12 protein-coding genes and 1 pseudogene are annotated in these 14,388 nt (G+C 68.2%); 7 read left to right on the plus strand and 6 right to left on the minus strand.

The features are described 5' to 3' along the window. Positions 1-18: 18 nt before the first annotated feature. A complete protein-coding gene (gene kch / locus WS49_RS05825) occupies positions 19-1,194 on the minus strand; it encodes a voltage-gated potassium channel protein (protein WP_059525302.1) in 1,176 nt (391 codons plus the stop codon). A 124-nt stretch (positions 1,195-1,318) separates the two neighbouring features. Further along, positions 1,319-1,960, minus strand: a complete 642-nt coding sequence (locus tag WS49_RS05830; protein ID WP_059525304.1) for a LysE family translocator — start codon at positions 1,958-1,960, stop codon at positions 1,319-1,321. 285 nt (positions 1,961-2,245) lie between these two features. Here WS49_RS05830 and WS49_RS05835 point away from each other — a divergent pair, with 285 nt between their 5' ends. After that, a complete protein-coding gene (locus WS49_RS05835) occupies positions 2,246-2,728 on the plus strand; it encodes an Lrp/AsnC family transcriptional regulator (protein ID WP_059525306.1) in 483 nt (160 codons plus the stop codon). Between the two features lie 645 nt (positions 2,729-3,373). Here WS49_RS05835 and WS49_RS05840 read toward each other — a convergent pair. Further along, positions 3,374-5,026 carry an IclR family transcriptional regulator gene (locus WS49_RS05840; protein ID WP_059525308.1) on the minus strand — a complete coding sequence of 551 codons (1,653 nt, stop codon included), beginning with the start codon at positions 5,024-5,026 and terminating at the stop codon, positions 3,374-3,376. A gap of 177 nt (positions 5,027-5,203) precedes the next feature. On the opposite strand from WS49_RS05840, the gene WS49_RS05845 reads away from it, so the two are divergent. The 3 genes from WS49_RS05845 to WS49_RS05855 all read left to right on the plus strand — a co-directional run bounded on the left by WS49_RS05845 (position 5,204) and on the right by WS49_RS05855 (position 8,114). Further along, positions 5,204-6,163, plus strand: a complete 960-nt coding sequence (locus tag WS49_RS05845) for an MBL fold metallo-hydrolase (RefSeq protein ID WP_059525310.1) — start codon at positions 5,204-5,206, stop codon at positions 6,161-6,163. Between the two features lie 182 nt (positions 6,164-6,345). Then, positions 6,346-7,713 carry an MFS transporter gene (locus WS49_RS05850; protein ID WP_059525311.1) on the plus strand — a complete coding sequence of 456 codons (1,368 nt, stop codon included), beginning with the start codon at positions 6,346-6,348 and terminating at the stop codon, positions 7,711-7,713. Continuing rightward, complete coding sequence (locus tag WS49_RS05855; RefSeq protein ID WP_059525313.1) at positions 7,710-8,114, plus strand: hypothetical protein; 405 nt, start codon at positions 7,710-7,712, stop codon at positions 8,112-8,114. The genes WS49_RS05850 and WS49_RS05855 overlap by 4 nt, the downstream gene beginning before the upstream one ends. Here WS49_RS05855 and WS49_RS05860 read toward each other — a convergent pair. Beyond that, the gene (locus tag WS49_RS05860) at positions 8,111-8,911 is read right to left on the minus strand and encodes an SDR family NAD(P)-dependent oxidoreductase (RefSeq protein ID WP_059525315.1); all 801 of its coding nucleotides are present in this window, start codon (positions 8,909-8,911) and stop codon (positions 8,111-8,113) included. The genes WS49_RS05855 and WS49_RS05860 overlap by 4 nt on opposite strands. A gap of 140 nt (positions 8,912-9,051) precedes the next feature. On the opposite strand from WS49_RS05860, the gene WS49_RS05865 reads away from it, so the two are divergent. Together WS49_RS05865 and WS49_RS05870 are read left to right on the plus strand one after the other, a co-directional pair. Beyond that, a complete protein-coding gene (locus tag WS49_RS05865) occupies positions 9,052-10,011 on the plus strand; it encodes a GlxA family transcriptional regulator (protein WP_059525317.1) in 960 nt (319 codons plus the stop codon). Positions 10,012-10,085: 74 nt separating this feature from the next. Continuing rightward, positions 10,086-11,226, plus strand: a pseudogene (locus WS49_RS05870) (epoxide hydrolase family protein). Positions 11,227-11,364: 138 nt separating this feature from the next. On the opposite strand, the gene WS49_RS05875 reads toward WS49_RS05870, so the two are convergent. Next, positions 11,365-11,856, minus strand: coding sequence for a 2,4'-dihydroxyacetophenone dioxygenase family protein (locus WS49_RS05875; protein ID WP_059450233.1), 492 nt, complete (start codon positions 11,854-11,856; stop codon positions 11,365-11,367). A gap of 99 nt (positions 11,857-11,955) precedes the next feature. Next, positions 11,956-12,921: a LysR family transcriptional regulator gene (locus tag WS49_RS05880; protein WP_059525319.1), complete on the minus strand. Its 966-nt coding sequence runs from the start codon at positions 12,919-12,921 to the stop codon at positions 11,956-11,958. A 105-nt stretch (positions 12,922-13,026) separates the two neighbouring features. Here WS49_RS05880 and WS49_RS05885 point away from each other — a divergent pair, with 105 nt between their 5' ends. After that, positions 13,027-14,385 carry an aspartate aminotransferase family protein gene (locus WS49_RS05885; protein WP_059525321.1) on the plus strand — a complete coding sequence of 453 codons (1,359 nt, stop codon included), beginning with the start codon at positions 13,027-13,029 and terminating at the stop codon, positions 14,383-14,385. Positions 14,386-14,388 lie beyond the last annotated feature (3 nt).

Consider the following 14,388-nt stretch of genomic DNA (forward strand, 5'->3'; position numbering starts at 1 on the left):
CACGCCGGCCGGCACCGGTCACGCGGCGGCGTCGGTGCCGAACAGCAGGTGCGAGATCACCGACTTGTCGATCGGTTCGTCGTTGAGCGTGCTGGCGAGCAGTTCGCCCGCGAGCTGCTGCGGCGAGAACACCATGTCCGGCTTCAGCAGGCGCAGCCGCTCGAGGTTGCGTTGCTGGTTCACGAGCGCGACGGTACGCACCGTCGACGCGATCTCGCGGATCGCGAGGATGATGAACGCGTTCTCGGCATCGTCGGAGCGCAGCGCGAGCACCGCGCGGGCCGTGGCCGCGCCGGCGCTTTCCAGCACCGCGTGGTCGGTGGCGTCGCCGACGATCAGGTCGGTCGCGCCCGCATAGTTGTGCTCGACGCCGGCCGGCACGATGACGGTCACGGCGTAGCCGCGCTTGCGCAGCCCGTCGTGCACTGCATGCGCGACGGGCGTCGCGCCGACGATCAGGAAATGATGCTTGCGGATCACGTTCGAAATGCCTCCCTTGACGATCCGTTTCAGGCTGCCGCCGATCACCGGCCCGATGACCGCGCTGATCGACGTCGCGAACACCGTGATGCCGAGCACGATCACCGACGCGGTGAACAGGCGCGCGGTGGGTGCGTGCGGCACGATGTCGCCGTAGCCGACCGTCGACATCGACACGATCGAGAAGTAGACGGCCGTGGCGAGGTCGTGGACCGGCGGCGTGAATTCGTCGCCGAGATACAGCACGCCGAAGGTTGCGTAGATCAGCAGCGACACGATGCTGAGCAGCGCGAACAGGCTGCTCGCGGCGACGCTCGCGCGGTCGAAATGGCGCCAGTAGTAGACCAGCGTGACGGCGAGGACGGCCGTGTACACGAATACCGCGTTGCTGCGGTAGCCGCCGAGGATGCTGATCGCGGCGGCCGCGACCAGCAGCAGGATCGACAGCACCCACGCGACGCGGGCACGCAGCACGATGCCGATGGCCATCGTCGCGAGGCCGGCCGCGACGACGACCTGCGGCAGCACGACGAGGCCGGCATTGTCGACGAGGTTCAGCGCATCGGTGAGCCACGCATGATGCGCGCCGAGCTTCGCATGGGCGACGACGGGGCGCAGCACCATCAGTGCATCGAGCGCGAGGAGGAGAGCGAGATACCAGTGCAGGCCGATCGGCGCGAACAGGCGCCGCAGGCGGGTAGTGACGTGCTTCATGCAATCGCCCGGGCGAGCCGGGCATGTCCAACGAACCAGCCGCTACCCTAAAGCATTCGGCGATCGGCTGCTTTTTCGCGGGGCACGAGGGGGCCCCGGCACCCGCGCGTGAGGCCGCCCGGTCTCAGTTCCAGCCGGCCATGATCGCGCCCATGCCGACCAGCAGCCCGCCCGTCACGCGATTCATCGCGCGCATCCGCGCCGGACGCTGCAGCGCACGGCTCAGCCGGTGCGAGAAGAGCGCCATCGACGCGACGCCGCCGGCGAACAGCAGCGCGAAGGACGTCGCGAGCAGCAGGAACTGCGCGTTCAGGCTCCAGTCCGCGCTCGGAACGATGAACTGCGGAAAGAACGACGGAAAGAACAGCAGGGTCTTCGGATTCAGGCCGGAGGTGGCGACGCCGCGCCAGAACAGCGCGCGTTCGCTGTCGTCGGGTGTGGTGCTGCCGGGCTGGGCCGACGCGGTGGGCGCGGCGATCGGCGCGCGGCCGAGCCATTGCTTGCAGCCGAGCCACACGAGGTAGGCGGCGCCGGCCCAGCGCAGCACGTTCAGCGCGTGCTCGTCGAGACGGACCAGCGAATTCAGGCACAGCGCGGTCAGCGCGAGCTGCAGCAGCACGGCGAGCGTGCCGCCCCATACGCACGGCAGCGCACGGCGCCAGCCGGTGCGCAATGCCTGGTTCATCGTGAGGAGGTTGACGGGGCCGGGGGCGTAGATGAGGACGGCGGACGCAGCGAGGAACGACAGATAAAGCCTGAACGACATGACGGGATGTGCGAAAAACGATGGATCAGGCGCCGGCCCGTGCAGCCGGATAGGCGCGCGGGAGGCGGGACACTGCATGCCTGCGTGTCCGGCGCCGCAACTCGTGATTGCGGCCGGGCGTCCCGGCGCGAGGGGGTTGTCGCGGGGAGCGTGCCGGACAACAGGCATGGAGAAAATGTATCAAGCGGGCCGGTTAAAATGCTTCCTGTTTTCCAGCAAAACGCACCCGAAACCGGAATCCTGTTCAGATAGAATGCCGATTTTCAGTAGAAGATTCTTCCCATCATGGCTACCCGCGAACGCACGCCCAAAATCCTCGACAACCAGGACCGCAAGATCCTCGGTGCACTGCAAAAAAATGCGCGTCTGTCGAATGCCGAACTGGCCGAGCAGATCGGCATGTCGACCACCGCATGCTGGAACCGCACGCGGCAACTCGAGCTCGACGGTTACATCGACGGCTACGTCGCCCTGGTCAACCAGCGCATGCTCGGCTACGCGGACATCGTGATCCTCGAAGTCACGCTCGATCGCCACGAGGACGACGCGCTTGCGCGTTTCGGCGCCGAACTCGCGGCGCTGCCCGAAGTGCTCGAGGCCTACCTCGTGTCGGGCGAATACGACTACTGGATCAAGGTCGCGGTGGACGGCACGGCCGGCTACGAGCGCTTCTTGCGCGAGAAGCTGTACAGGATTTCGAGCATCCGCCACAGCCGCTCGATGTTCGCGCTGCGGTGCATGAAAGACGTGCCGTCGATTCAGGTGTGACGACAGGGGGAGACGGCACGCGGATCGTCGTGACGACGAGATTCGCGGGTGTGCCGAAGAGGAGCGGCAATCGGGCTGTCGCGTCGAACGGGCGCGGCCCGGAGCCGGAAACAGGCGGGAAATGCCTGCGGGGCGGGAAAACGGATGAATCTTCCGTCGGCTTTTGCGGCGTTCATCTGCCACGCCGATGCCGGGCGCGGCGGCCTTACGGCGCGCGTCCCGGCAGGCGGGTCAGACGGATGATGTGACGCTGCGCTCAGCGCGGCAGGCGTGCGTGCGCTTCAGCGATGACTTCGCAGTTCTCGAGGTGCAGTGCCCATGCTTCTGCAAGCAGCTCGCCAACACGTGCGAGCCAGCCAGCGGATTGGGTGGAACGATCGGAGACATTAGACGTTTGCATGACGAAGCCCCATGTAGGTGGCGAGTTAGGGATAACCCTAATCATAGAGGAACGTCACCGCCTTGTGAAATGCGATTTCGTTATATGAGAATTACTGACAATTTCTGTTGCTGCTGCACAACATGAATTGCACTTGCTTTCCGCGTGGCGGACGGGCGTGACGAGGCCGTGGCGAGCACGGCCTTGCATTGACGGACGGAAGGGGAAATCAGGCGCGGAGAAAGGGCGCGGCGGCGGGGCGGCGCTTACCCGCCGATCCATCCGAAGCGCCACGACAGGCGGCGCGTCGCGGCGCGCAGCGCATGCGCGAGTTCGCTGTCCGGCCCGCGCGGGAAGCCGCGCGACGAGCCGATGATCGCGATCACGAGCCGGATGCTGCCGGTGTGATCGAACACGGGCGCGGCGATCGTCCCGATGCCCGGCACCGGCGCATCGAACGCGAAATCGAGCGCGTCCGCGCGGATCGTCGCGAGCCGCGCGCGGAACGCGTCGTCGACCTGCGTCGCGCGGCCGGCGAGGCGCACCGGCTCGTCGGCCAGCAGGCCGGTCAGCACGTCGTCGGACATGCCCGCCGCGAAGATCCTTCCGATCGCGGTATTCACGAGCGACATCACGGTGCCGACCTGCAGGCTCACGTGCTGCGGCCGCGCGGATTCCTCGAGGCGGATCACGGTTGGCCCGAGCGGCCCGAGCGTCGCGGCGGCCACGCTCATGTCGGTCGCGGCCGCCAGCGCGACGATCTCGGTTTCCGCATCGCGCGTCGGCGACACGCGCTGCATCGCGATCAGGCCGAGCGCCTGGGCGAGCGGCCCGCCGCCGAAGCAGCCGGCGTCGTCGCGGCTCAGCAGGCCGATCTTCTGCAGGCTCACCAGATGCGGAAACGCCTTCGCGGCCGGCATGCCGGCCGCCGCCGCGAGATCGCGCAGCGGCAGCGCACGGCCCGCCGACACGAGCGCCAGCAGCAGTTCGCCCGTGCTGTCGAGCGCGTTGATGCCGCGCTGCGCTTTCGTATCGTCGGCGAGCGCGGGCGGCATGCGCTGCGTGGCCGGGGGCATGCCCGGCGCGACCGGCGGGGCATCGCGTCTCGCGCCGAGCGACGCGGTGGCTTGCCGCGCCGCATCGCGCAGCGCCGCGGCGATCGGACCGTCCCAGCCGACATCGATCGATCCGGTCGAGCCGATCACCGTCAACGCGAGTTGCAGGTGTCCGTCCGCGTCCAGCACCGGCACGCACATCGCGCTGACGCCGGGACTCGGCCGGTCCACGCCGCGCTCGATCCCGCGCGCGCGGATCGCGTCGAGTTCGGCCTGCCACGCGCCGGCGTCGGACGTGGGCTGCACGCCTTCCGCGCCGGCGAGCGTGTCGCCGGCGCCGGCCTGGCTGGCCGCCATCGCGTCGAGCTGCGCGGGGTCGCCGAATGCGCGGAACACGCGGCCGGTCGCCGTCGTGTCGAGCGACATCACCGATCCGACGTGCAGGTTCACGTGCAGCGGATAGCCGCCGTGCTCGATGCGCACGATCGTGGGCCCGAGCACGCCCGGCACCGACAGCGCCACGCTCAGGCCGACCGCTTCCGCGAGCCGCGCCGCGTGCGGCAGCGCCGCGCGATAGGCCGGCTGGCGTTCGATCGACATCAGCCCGAGCCGCAGCGACAGCGGCCCCGGCTCGTAGTTGCCCGTGAGCGCGTCGCGTTTCACGAGCGCGAGCCGCGTCAGGCTGACGAGATAGGTGTGCGCCTGCGCGGTCGACAGCTCGGCCGCGGCCGCCAGCTCCGACAGCCCGAGCGGCTTGCGCCGGCGCGCGAGCGCGTCGAGCAGCCGGCCGCCGACCTCGACGCTCTGGATTCCGCGCTGCGCCTTGGGCGGCGCGTCGTCCGCGCTGACTTCGTGGTTCTGCACGCGATGATTCTTCCGTTGACGAAACCTCGCATGGTATCCGACGCCATTTGACGCGCCAGCCCGCAGGTTTACCCGAATTAGACAATAGCAAGCGTATTTGTCATTGACAAATAATCGACGCAGGCAGATGATCCGCTCACTCCCCTCAACACATGGCTCGCAGCCACGGAACGCAACATGGCCAAAGCATTCGCCTCCCAAGCCGATCTGGAAGAGAAGAAAGTCACCTGGACGCAGCTGTCCGAGAACGCGTACGCGTACACCGCCGAAGGCGACCCGAACTCGGGCGTGATCATCGGCGACGACAGCGTGCTGATCGTCGACACGACCGCGACGCCCGCGATGGCGCAGGACCTGATCGCGAAGATCCGCAGCGTGACCGACAAGCCGATCAAGCACGTCGTGCTGTCGCATTACCACGCGGTGCGCGTGCTCGGCGCGTCCGCGTATTTCGCCGAAGGCGCGCAGCACGTGATCGCGAGCCGCGGCACGTACGAGATGATCGTCGAGCGCGGCGAGGCCGACATGAAGTCGGAGATCGAGCGCTTCCCGCGCCTGTTCGCGGGCGTCGAGACGGTGCCGGGGCTGACCTGGCCGACGCTCGTGTTCGAGCGCGAGATCACGCTGTTCCTCGGCAAGCTCGAAGTGAAGATCATGCACGTCGGCTCGGGCCACACGAAGGGCGACACGATCGTCTGGCTGCCGTCGCAGAAGGTGCTGTTCTCCGGCGACCTGGTCGAATACGACGCGGCCTGCTATTGCGGCGACGCGCAGCTCGAACAATGGCCGGCCACGCTCGAGGCGCTGCGCGCGCTCGGCGCGGAAAAGCTCGTGCCGGGCCGCGGCCCCGCGTTGCTGAATCCGGCCGAGGTCGACAAGGGCCTCGACTACACGAAGGATTTCGTGACGACGCTGCTCGCGCAGGGCCGCAAGGCCGTCGAACGCAAGCTCGACCTGAAGGCGTCGATGGCGCTCACGCGCGAAGCGATGGATCCGAAGTTCGGCCACGTGTTCATCTACGAGCACTGTCTGCCGTTCGACGTGTCGCGCGCCTTCGACGAGGCGAGCGGCATCACGCATCCGCGCATCTGGACCGCGCAGCGCGACAAGGAAATGTGGGACGCGCTGCAGGACTGAGCGGCTCACCGCGGCGCGGCGTCCAGGCGGGCGTCCCGCCGTTTTTCTGACGGCGCCTGAACGACGGCGGCATTGGGCCGCGGGTCGGGGCGCCGGCTTCCGGTCTCACAAGAAAGCAGGGCGCACGTACGCCCTCGGAGACTGCTGCGCGCTCGAATCGCGCGGCCCGTTTGGAGAGAGACATGCCCCAATCGCTTCCCGCCGAAGCGACGATCGCGCACGCGAGTGTTGCGGCGTCGGCTTCCGCATATGAATCCACACCGGCGTCGGACGCCGGCGACGCGCTGCTGTTCCGCAAGATCGCATGGCGGATCGTGCCGTTCCTGTTCCTCTGCTACGTCGTGTCGTTTCTCGACCGCATCAACATCGGCTTCGCGCAGTTGCAGATGAAGCACGACCTCGGCTTCAGCGATGCGATGTACGGCCTCGGCGCCGCGGTGTTCTACGTCGGCTACGTGTTCTGCGAGGTGCCGAGCAACCTGCTGCTCGCGCGCTTCGGCGCGCGCCGCACGTTCACGCGGATCATGCTGTTGTGGGGCGTCGCGTCGACCGGGATGATGTTCGTGTCGCAGCCGTCGCATTTCTACGTGCTGCGCTTTCTGCTCGGCGTGTTCGAGGCCGGCTTCTTTCCCGGCATCGTGCTGTACCTGACCTACTGGTTTCCGGCGAACCGCCGTGCGGCGGCGATCTCGGTGTTCTTCGCGGGCGTCGCGGTGGCCGGCGTGCTCGGCGGCCTGATGTCGGGCTGGATCATGCGCGACATGAGCGGCGTGCTCGGGCTGCACGGCTGGCAATGGATGTTCGCGATCGAAGGTGCGCCGGCGATCGTGCTCGCGTGCTTCGCGTTCGCGTATCTGGTCGACCGGCCGCAGGACGCCGCGTGGCTCACGTCCGACGAAAAGGCGCGCGTCGCCGCGCTGTGCGGCGACGGCCGTGCGCATGGCGCGCACGACACACGCAGCCTGATGGCCGCGCTCGCGAACCCGCGCGTCTATCTGTTCGCGTTCATCTACTTCTCGCTGACCTGCGCGTCGCTGACGCTCAATTTCTGGATGCCGCTGATGATCCGCGATTTCGGCGTGACCGACGTCGTGGCCGTGAGCCTCTACACGGTCGTGCCGAACGCGGTCGGCGCGGTGGGGCTGATCCTGATCGCGCGCCGCTCGGACCGCACCGGCGAGCGCCGCAAGCACTTCGCGTGCTGCACGATCGGCGGCGGGCTCGCACTCGCGGCGCTGACGCTGCACCTGCACAGCTTCGCGGCGATGCTCGCGTGTCTGTCGATCGCGGCGACGCTGATCTTCGCCGCGCTGCCGATCTTCTGGGCCGTGCCGACCCGCTATCTGTCGGGCAACGCGGCCGCGGCCGGGATCGCGCTGATCAGCAGCATCGGGATCACGAGTGGCATCGTCAGCCCGTGGGTGATCGGGCTGATCCGCACGCGCACCGGCAGCATGGATCTCGCCGTGTATCTGCTGGCCGCGCTGCTCGCGCTGAGCGGCGCCGCGCTGATGCTCGGCGTGAAGGGCGAACCCGCGCAGCGGGCTTGAAACCGCGGCCGGGCGCTGATCGTGATCGCGGCGGCGCCCGGACCGCAAGCGCGAGCGTCACTGCCGTCGGCCGCAATCAGTTCGCAGGCCGCGACGACGTGCGGCGCGGCGAGCGGGAGCCCACCCGCATCGGGTGTGATGAATCGGCGGTCGGGCGCCGAGGCGCGCTCGACACGCGGCGGGAAGTGCACGGCAAGCAGCGTGGCGGGCAGCGTTCCGTCGGACGCCGCCACGCGCTGCGTGCCGGCTTAGGCGAAAGTGACGAACGCGCCGGCCGTGCCGAGGGTCCGGAATGCGTCGCGGCGTCGACGGCTGCGGTGACGCAAGCGCCGTCGACGCGCTTCGATTCGGAAGCGTCGCGCCCGGACAGCACGGGCGCGACGCGGGTACTGCGCGACTAGCGCGCAACCGCATAGCGCGGCGCCGGCGAATCCGTCGACAGGTGCGGCGCCATCGTGCGGCGCGCGGCCTCGTACGCATCCCATTCGCCGGCCGCGTGCAGCGACGGAATCGTCACGAGTTCGCCGCGATCGAAGCCGACCAGCGCCGCGTCGACGAGGTCGGACGCCGACATCACGATCTCCTTCGGCAGGTGTTCGAGCGGCAGGCCGCCGGTTTGCCAGAACTCGGTCGCCGTCGCGCCGGGCAGCACGGCCTGCACCTGCACGCCTTGTTCCGCGAGTTCGTGGTGCAGCGACTGGCTGAACGCGAGCACGAATGCCTTGCTGCCGCCGTAGACGCCGTTGAGCGTTTCCGGCGACAGCGCGACGATCGACGAGATGTTGATCACGGCGCCGCGGCCGCGTGCGACGAAGCCGGGCACGGCGGCATAGGTCAGGCGCGTGAGCGCGGTCACGTTCAGGTCGATCATCCGCGTCATCGCGTCGACGTCGCTGTCGAGCAGCGGCGCGTGCGTGCCGACGCCCGCGTTGTTGACGAGCAGCGTGATGCTCGCGTCCTGCTTCAGCTTCGCCTCGACGGCGGCGAGCGCCGCGCGGTCGTTGAGGTCCGCGCCGACGATCTCGACGCTGCGCTGCGTGTCGTTCGTGATGCGCTCGGCGAGCGTGGCCAGCCGGTCGCGGTTGCGCGCGACTAGGATCAGGTCGTAGCCGCGGCGCGCGAGGCGGTCCGCATAGATCGCGCCGATGCCGGACGATGCGCCGGTAATGACGGCGGTACCGCGATGTGCTTCAGTCATGATGTCGCTCCATGTCGAGGAAAGGGGGAGTGCGTGAAGGCATTCTGGCCTCGAATCGCGGCGACACAAATGACGTAGATGGGTATGATTTCGGCCATCGGGTTGGTCGTGACGATCATGCCCCGCTACTGGAGATACGCATGCACCGCATCGGTTTTCTGATCAGCGACGGCTTCCAGATCATGGCGCTCGCCGCGCAATCGGTGTTCGAGTACGCGAACATGGTCGCGGGCGAGCCGTTCTACGTGATGGACAACTATTCGGTCGACGGCGGCGACGTGCGTTCGTCGCTCGGATTGCCGGTCGCGACGCGCGCGCTGCGCGGGCGGATCGACGTCGATACGTGGATCGTCGCGGGCGTCAACGATCCGCTCGCGTCGCCGGCGCCGGCCGGCGTCGTCGCGTTCCTGCGGCGCGCGAACGCGCGCGCGCGGCGGATCGCCGGCATCTGCACGGGCGCGTTCGTGCTCGCCGAGGCCGGGCTGCTCGCGCAGCGCCGCGCGACGACGCACTGGGCGTACGGACGCGGCATGCAGCAGCAGTTTCCGGACATTCGTGTCGAGGAGGACCGGATCTACATCGTCGACGGCCCGATCTGGACGTCCGCCGGGATGACGGCCGGCCTCGACCTGGCGCTCGCGATGGTGGAGAAGGATCTCGGCGCGGACACCGCGCGCTCGGTCGCGCACAAGCTCGTGATGCACCAGCGCCGTGCGGGCGGGCAGTCGCAGCATTCGGAAATGCTGGACCTCGCGCCGAAATCGGACCGGATCCAGAACGCGCTCAACTATGCGCGGCGGAATCTCGGCCGCGCGCTGACCGTCGAGGAACTGGCCGAGGCCGTCCACCTGAGTCCGCGCCAGTTCAGCCGCGTGTTTACGCTCGAAACCGGGCAGTCGCCGGCGAAGGCGATCGAGCGGCTGCGGCTGGAAGCCGCGCGGCTGATGATCGAGCAGAGCCGGCATTCGCTCGATGTGATCGCGAAGGAGAACGGTTTCCGCGACCGGCGCCACCTGCGCGATGCGTTCGTGCGCGGCTTCGGCGTGCCGCCGCAGGCCGTGCGGCGCGACGCGCGGGCGGACACGCGCGAATCGGGCTGACGCGCGCGGGCGCGCCGCCAGCGCGGGTCGGAAAAATCGCGCAGAATCTCCGGCATTCCTCGCGAGGAGACACCATGCACGCCGCCCCGTTCAGCATTGCGATTCCCGATCACGCGCTCGATGACCTGCGTCGGCGCCTGCGCGACACGCGCGCACCGGTGCTGACACCGGCCGCGCCGTGGCAGCAGGGTGTGGATGGCGCGTGGCTGCACGAACTGGTTGCGTACTGGCGCGAGCGCTTCGACTGGCGGGCGGCGGAGCGTGCGCTGAATCGGCAGCCGCAGTTCGTCGCGGACGCAGGCGGGCAGCGTGTGCATTTCATCCATCGGCGTGGGGCGGGGCCGAAGCCGTATCCGCTCGTCATCACGCACGGCTGGCCGGGCTCCGTACTCGAATTCGACGCGCTGATCGATCGCCTGTGCGATCCGGCCGCGTTCGGCGGCGATCCGCACGACGCGTTCGATGGTCGCGCCGTCGCTTCCCGGCTTCGCGTTCTCGCCCGCGGCACCCGGCATGTCGGCATTTCAGGTCGCCGACCGCTGGGCGACGTTGATGTCCGGGCTCGGATATCGTCGCTTCGGCGCGCAAGGCGGCGATCTCGGCGCGGGCGTGTCGATTGCGCTCGGCGCGCGACATGCCGACGTGGTGAGCGGCATCCATCTGAACTATCTGCCCGGCAACTACGAGCCGCCGACCGACGCGGCTTCCCCGCTGACCGAAGACGAACGCGCCTTCGTGACGCAGCGCGGAGAGTGGGTCGCGCTGGAGGGCGGATACGCGCACGTGCACATGACGAAGCCGCAGACGCTGGCCGTCGCGCTCAACGATTCGCCGGCCGGGCTGGCCGCATGGATCGCCGAGAAATTCCGCACGTGGAGCGATTGCGATGGCGACGTCGCAAAACGGTTTTCGCACGACACGCTGCTGACCGGTATCTCGCTCTACTGGTTTACCGGCTGCATCGGCTCGTCGATGCAGATGTATTGGGAAAACCGGCTGCAGCCGATGCGCTTCGCGGCCGGGCAGCGCGTGGCGGCGCCCGTCGCGTTTGCGCGCTTTCCGAAGGAAATCAGTTGTCCGCCGCGCAGTTGGGTCGAACGGGTGTTCGACGTCGTGCAGTGGACCGACATGCCGAGCGGCGGCCATTTCGCCGCGATGGAGGAGCCGGAACTGCTGGCCGACGATATTCGCCGATTTTTCCGGCGTTTTCGCTAATGCCACCGGGGGCGGCTTGGGTGACGAAGTGCGCCGGCGGTCATTCATGCGCGTGTTGGCGAGTGCATGCGCCGTGCGGATCGTGACGCGACGATGTCGCCCGTCTTGCCGCGCGATTACCGCGCGATTACCGCGTGATTACCGCGTGACGAACGGCGCCGCATCGTGCGGCGCGGTGCGCGCATGCTTGCGCTGGCGCAGCAGCGCGACGCGGCAATTCTCGCGCGCGGTCTCGCGGCCGTCGTCGTCGAGCAGCACCAGATCGCCGCGCATCACGTTGAGCGTGATCACGTCGTCGCCGGGCGCGCCGAGCGTTTCCGGCGTATGCACCGACCCGGCCGGTTCGAGCACCGTCGAGCCGGCCTGCGCGATCCACTCGTATTCGCGGTAGCGCCACGCACCCTGCAGCGTATGGACGAAGACCTCGCCGTCGTGGCGATGGCGCGGCAGCGTGCCGCCGGCCGGCATCTTCAGCAGCGCGGTCAGCGTGTCTTCCGCCGCATTGATATGCAGATACTTGATCGCGAGCCCCGGCAGGTCGGCGCTCATCGGCAGCCATGGCAGCGCGTCGCCGGGCAGGCACGAAATCGGCGGCAGGTCGGTCGGGAGCGGGGCGGACGGCTGCGTCATGGCGGGAGGCGAGCGGAAACGGGAAGTGCGCATTATCGCAGAGCCGGATCGGGCCGCGACCTCTGGTCGGACGGCGCCGCCCGCGAAACCTGAACGCGGCTACGCGTCGCTGCCGTCGTCGCCCGGCCATGCCACCGCATGTGCCGCTTCGAGGCACGACTGGAACAGCAGCGCTGCCCGAGTCGGTCGCGGCGAGCGCCGCAGCAGGCTCACGAACCGGCACCGATAGTTGAAGCGGTGCGGCGCGATCGGCTGCATCAGCCCCTTGTTTTCGAAGCTCTCCGCGTAATGGTCGGGCAGGAAGCCGAGATAGCGGCCGGACAGGATCAGCGTCGCGATCGATTCCTGGTCCGATGCCGTCGCGCTGCGCGTGAGCTTCGCTCGATGGCTCAGCTCCATGTTCGGCGAATGGAAGCCGAGCCCGGCGAACGCGTGGTTGCGGATCGTTGTCCACGTGAGCTTGCCGTGCGGCGCGTCAAAGAGCGGATGCTGGCGGCCGCAGTACAGCAGCATCCGTTCGTCGAACAGTTCCGAATACACGAGGCTGCCCGAGCTGCGGTGCGCGGGGATGATCCCGACCTGATAGCTGCCGTCGATGATCCCGCGCTCGACCTCGTTGATCGACGCGACATGCAGGTTCAGCGCGACGTCGGGCGCTTCGTCCGTGAACTGGCGGATCGCGTCGCCGAGCCGCGCGTCCGGGTTGGTGGCGGTCTTGTCGAATACGGCGACGTGCAGTTCTCCGCCCATCTTGTCGTGAATGCCGTCGATCCTGCTGCGAAATGCCTCCATCGACGCGAGCAGTCGCAAGGTTTCCTCGTATACCGTCTGCCCCTCTGCGGTCAGCGTGAAGCCCGCTCGGCCGCGCCGGCACAGCACGAGGCCGAGGCGCGTTTCCAGATCCTTCACGTGCCGACTGATCGTCGAGATGCCGATATTCAGCTCGAGTTCGGCCGCCGCCATCCCGCCGCACTGCACGACGCCCTTGAAGACCCGCAGCAGCCGCAGATCCATGTCGCTGAGCTGCCCGAGCAGCGCGCGGCTCTTCGGTTTCTTTGCTTGCATAGTTGCGCAAGTGAACATTGATATTGCGATATTGAAGAGACTAATTGGCCTCCCGACAATGCGCAACATCATCACAAGAAGGAGGGGCGCGCCGCGCCGACCGACATGACCGACACGATCACCGCCAGCCAGCAGGACGAGACGAACCTCCGAACCGACGCCGCCTGGCTCGACGCCCACTGGATGCCGTTCACGGCGAACCGCCAGTTCAAGTCCGATCCGCGCATGATCGTGTCGGCCAAGGACGCGTATTTCACGGATGGCGAAGGCCGCAAGATCTTCGACGGCCTGTCGGGCCTGTGGTGCACGGGCCTCGGTCACGGCCGCACGGAAATCACGGAAGCCGTGAGCCGCCAGGTCGCGCAGCTCGACTACGCGCCGGCGTTCCAGTTCGGTCATCCGAAGTCGTTCGAGCTCGCGAACAAGATCAAGGACCTGACGCCGGCCGGCCTCGACTACGTATTCTTCACGGGGTCGGGCTCGGAAGCGGCCGACACGTCGCTGAAGATGGCCCGCGCGTACTGGCGCGCCAAGGGCAAGGGCACGAAGACGCGCCTGATCGGCCGCGAAAAGGGCTATCACGGCGTGAACTTCGGCGGCATCTCGGTCGGCGGGATCGGGCCGAACCGCAAGCTGTTCGGCCAGGGGATCGACGCCGACTTCCTGCCGCACACGCAGCTCGCCGAAAACCGGTTCTCGCGCGGCATGCCCGAGTACGGCGCCGATCTGGCCGACCGCCTGCTCGACCTGATCGCGCTGCACGACGCATCGAACATCGCGGCCGTGATCGTCGAGCCGTTCTCGGGTTCGGCGGGCGTGGTCGTGCCGCCGAAGGGCTATCTGAAGCGCCTGCGCGACATCTGCACCGCGCACGACATCCTGCTGATCTTCGACGAAGTCATCACGGGCTTCGGCCGTGCCGGCGCGATGACGGGCGCCGATGCGTTCGGCGTGGTGCCGGACATCATGAACTTCGCGAAACAGGTGACCAACGGCGTGCAGCCGCTCGGCGGCGTGATCGCGACGAAGGAAATCTACGACACGTTCATGGCCGCGGGCGGCCCCGAATACATGCTCGAGTTCCCGCACGGCTACACGTATTCGGCGCACCCGGTCGCGTGCGCGGCCGGCGTCGCGGCGCTCGACCTGCTGGTGAAGGAAGACGCGGTGGCCCGCGTGCGCGATCTCGCGCCGCATTTCGAGGCGGCGGTGCACGGGCTGAAGGGCCAGCGCCATATCACGGACATCCGCAACTATGGGCTGGCGGCGGGCTTGACGATCGCGGCGCTGCCGGGCGAGCCGGCGCGGCGCCCGTACGAGATCGCGATGCGCTGCTGGGCGAAGGGTTTCTACGTGCGCTACGGCGGCGACACGATCCAGCTCGCGCCGCCGTTCATCTCGGAGAAGCGCGAGATCGACAACCTCGTGAACGCGCTGTCCGACGCGCTGAACGAAGTGAACTGAGCG

Origin of the sequence: Burkholderia sp. RF7-non_BP4, assembly GCF_001521935.1 — a bacterium.
Classification (GTDB): Bacteria; Pseudomonadota; Gammaproteobacteria; order Burkholderiales; family Burkholderiaceae; genus Burkholderia; species Burkholderia diffusa.

Excerpts from the sequence above, each read along its gene's own strand:
- kch (WP_059525302.1), bottom strand. The coding sequence starts at position 1,194 with ATGAAGCACGTCACTACCCGCCTGCGGCGCCTGTTCGCGCCGATCGGC.
- WS49_RS05880 (WP_059525319.1), bottom strand. The coding sequence starts at position 12,921 with ATGCAAGCAAAGAAACCGAAGAGCCGCGCGCTGCTCGGGCAGCTCAGC.
- WS49_RS05875 (WP_059450233.1), bottom strand. The coding sequence starts at position 11,856 with ATGACGCAGCCGTCCGCCCCGCTCCCGACCGACCTGCCGCCGATTTCG.
- WS49_RS05845 (WP_059525310.1), top strand. The coding sequence starts at position 5,204 with ATGGCCAAAGCATTCGCCTCCCAAGCCGATCTGGAAGAGAAGAAAGTC.
- WS49_RS05885 (WP_059525321.1), top strand. The coding sequence starts at position 13,027 with ATGACCGACACGATCACCGCCAGCCAGCAGGACGAGACGAACCTCCGA.
- WS49_RS05860 (WP_059525315.1), bottom strand. The coding sequence starts at position 8,911 with ATGACTGAAGCACATCGCGGTACCGCCGTCATTACCGGCGCATCGTCC.
- WS49_RS05850 (WP_059525311.1), top strand. The coding sequence starts at position 6,346 with ATGCCCCAATCGCTTCCCGCCGAAGCGACGATCGCGCACGCGAGTGTT.
- WS49_RS05865 (WP_059525317.1), top strand. The coding sequence starts at position 9,052 with ATGCACCGCATCGGTTTTCTGATCAGCGACGGCTTCCAGATCATGGCG.
- WS49_RS05830 (WP_059525304.1), bottom strand. The coding sequence starts at position 1,960 with ATGTCGTTCAGGCTTTATCTGTCGTTCCTCGCTGCGTCCGCCGTCCTC.
- WS49_RS05835 (WP_059525306.1), top strand. The coding sequence starts at position 2,246 with ATGGCTACCCGCGAACGCACGCCCAAAATCCTCGACAACCAGGACCGC.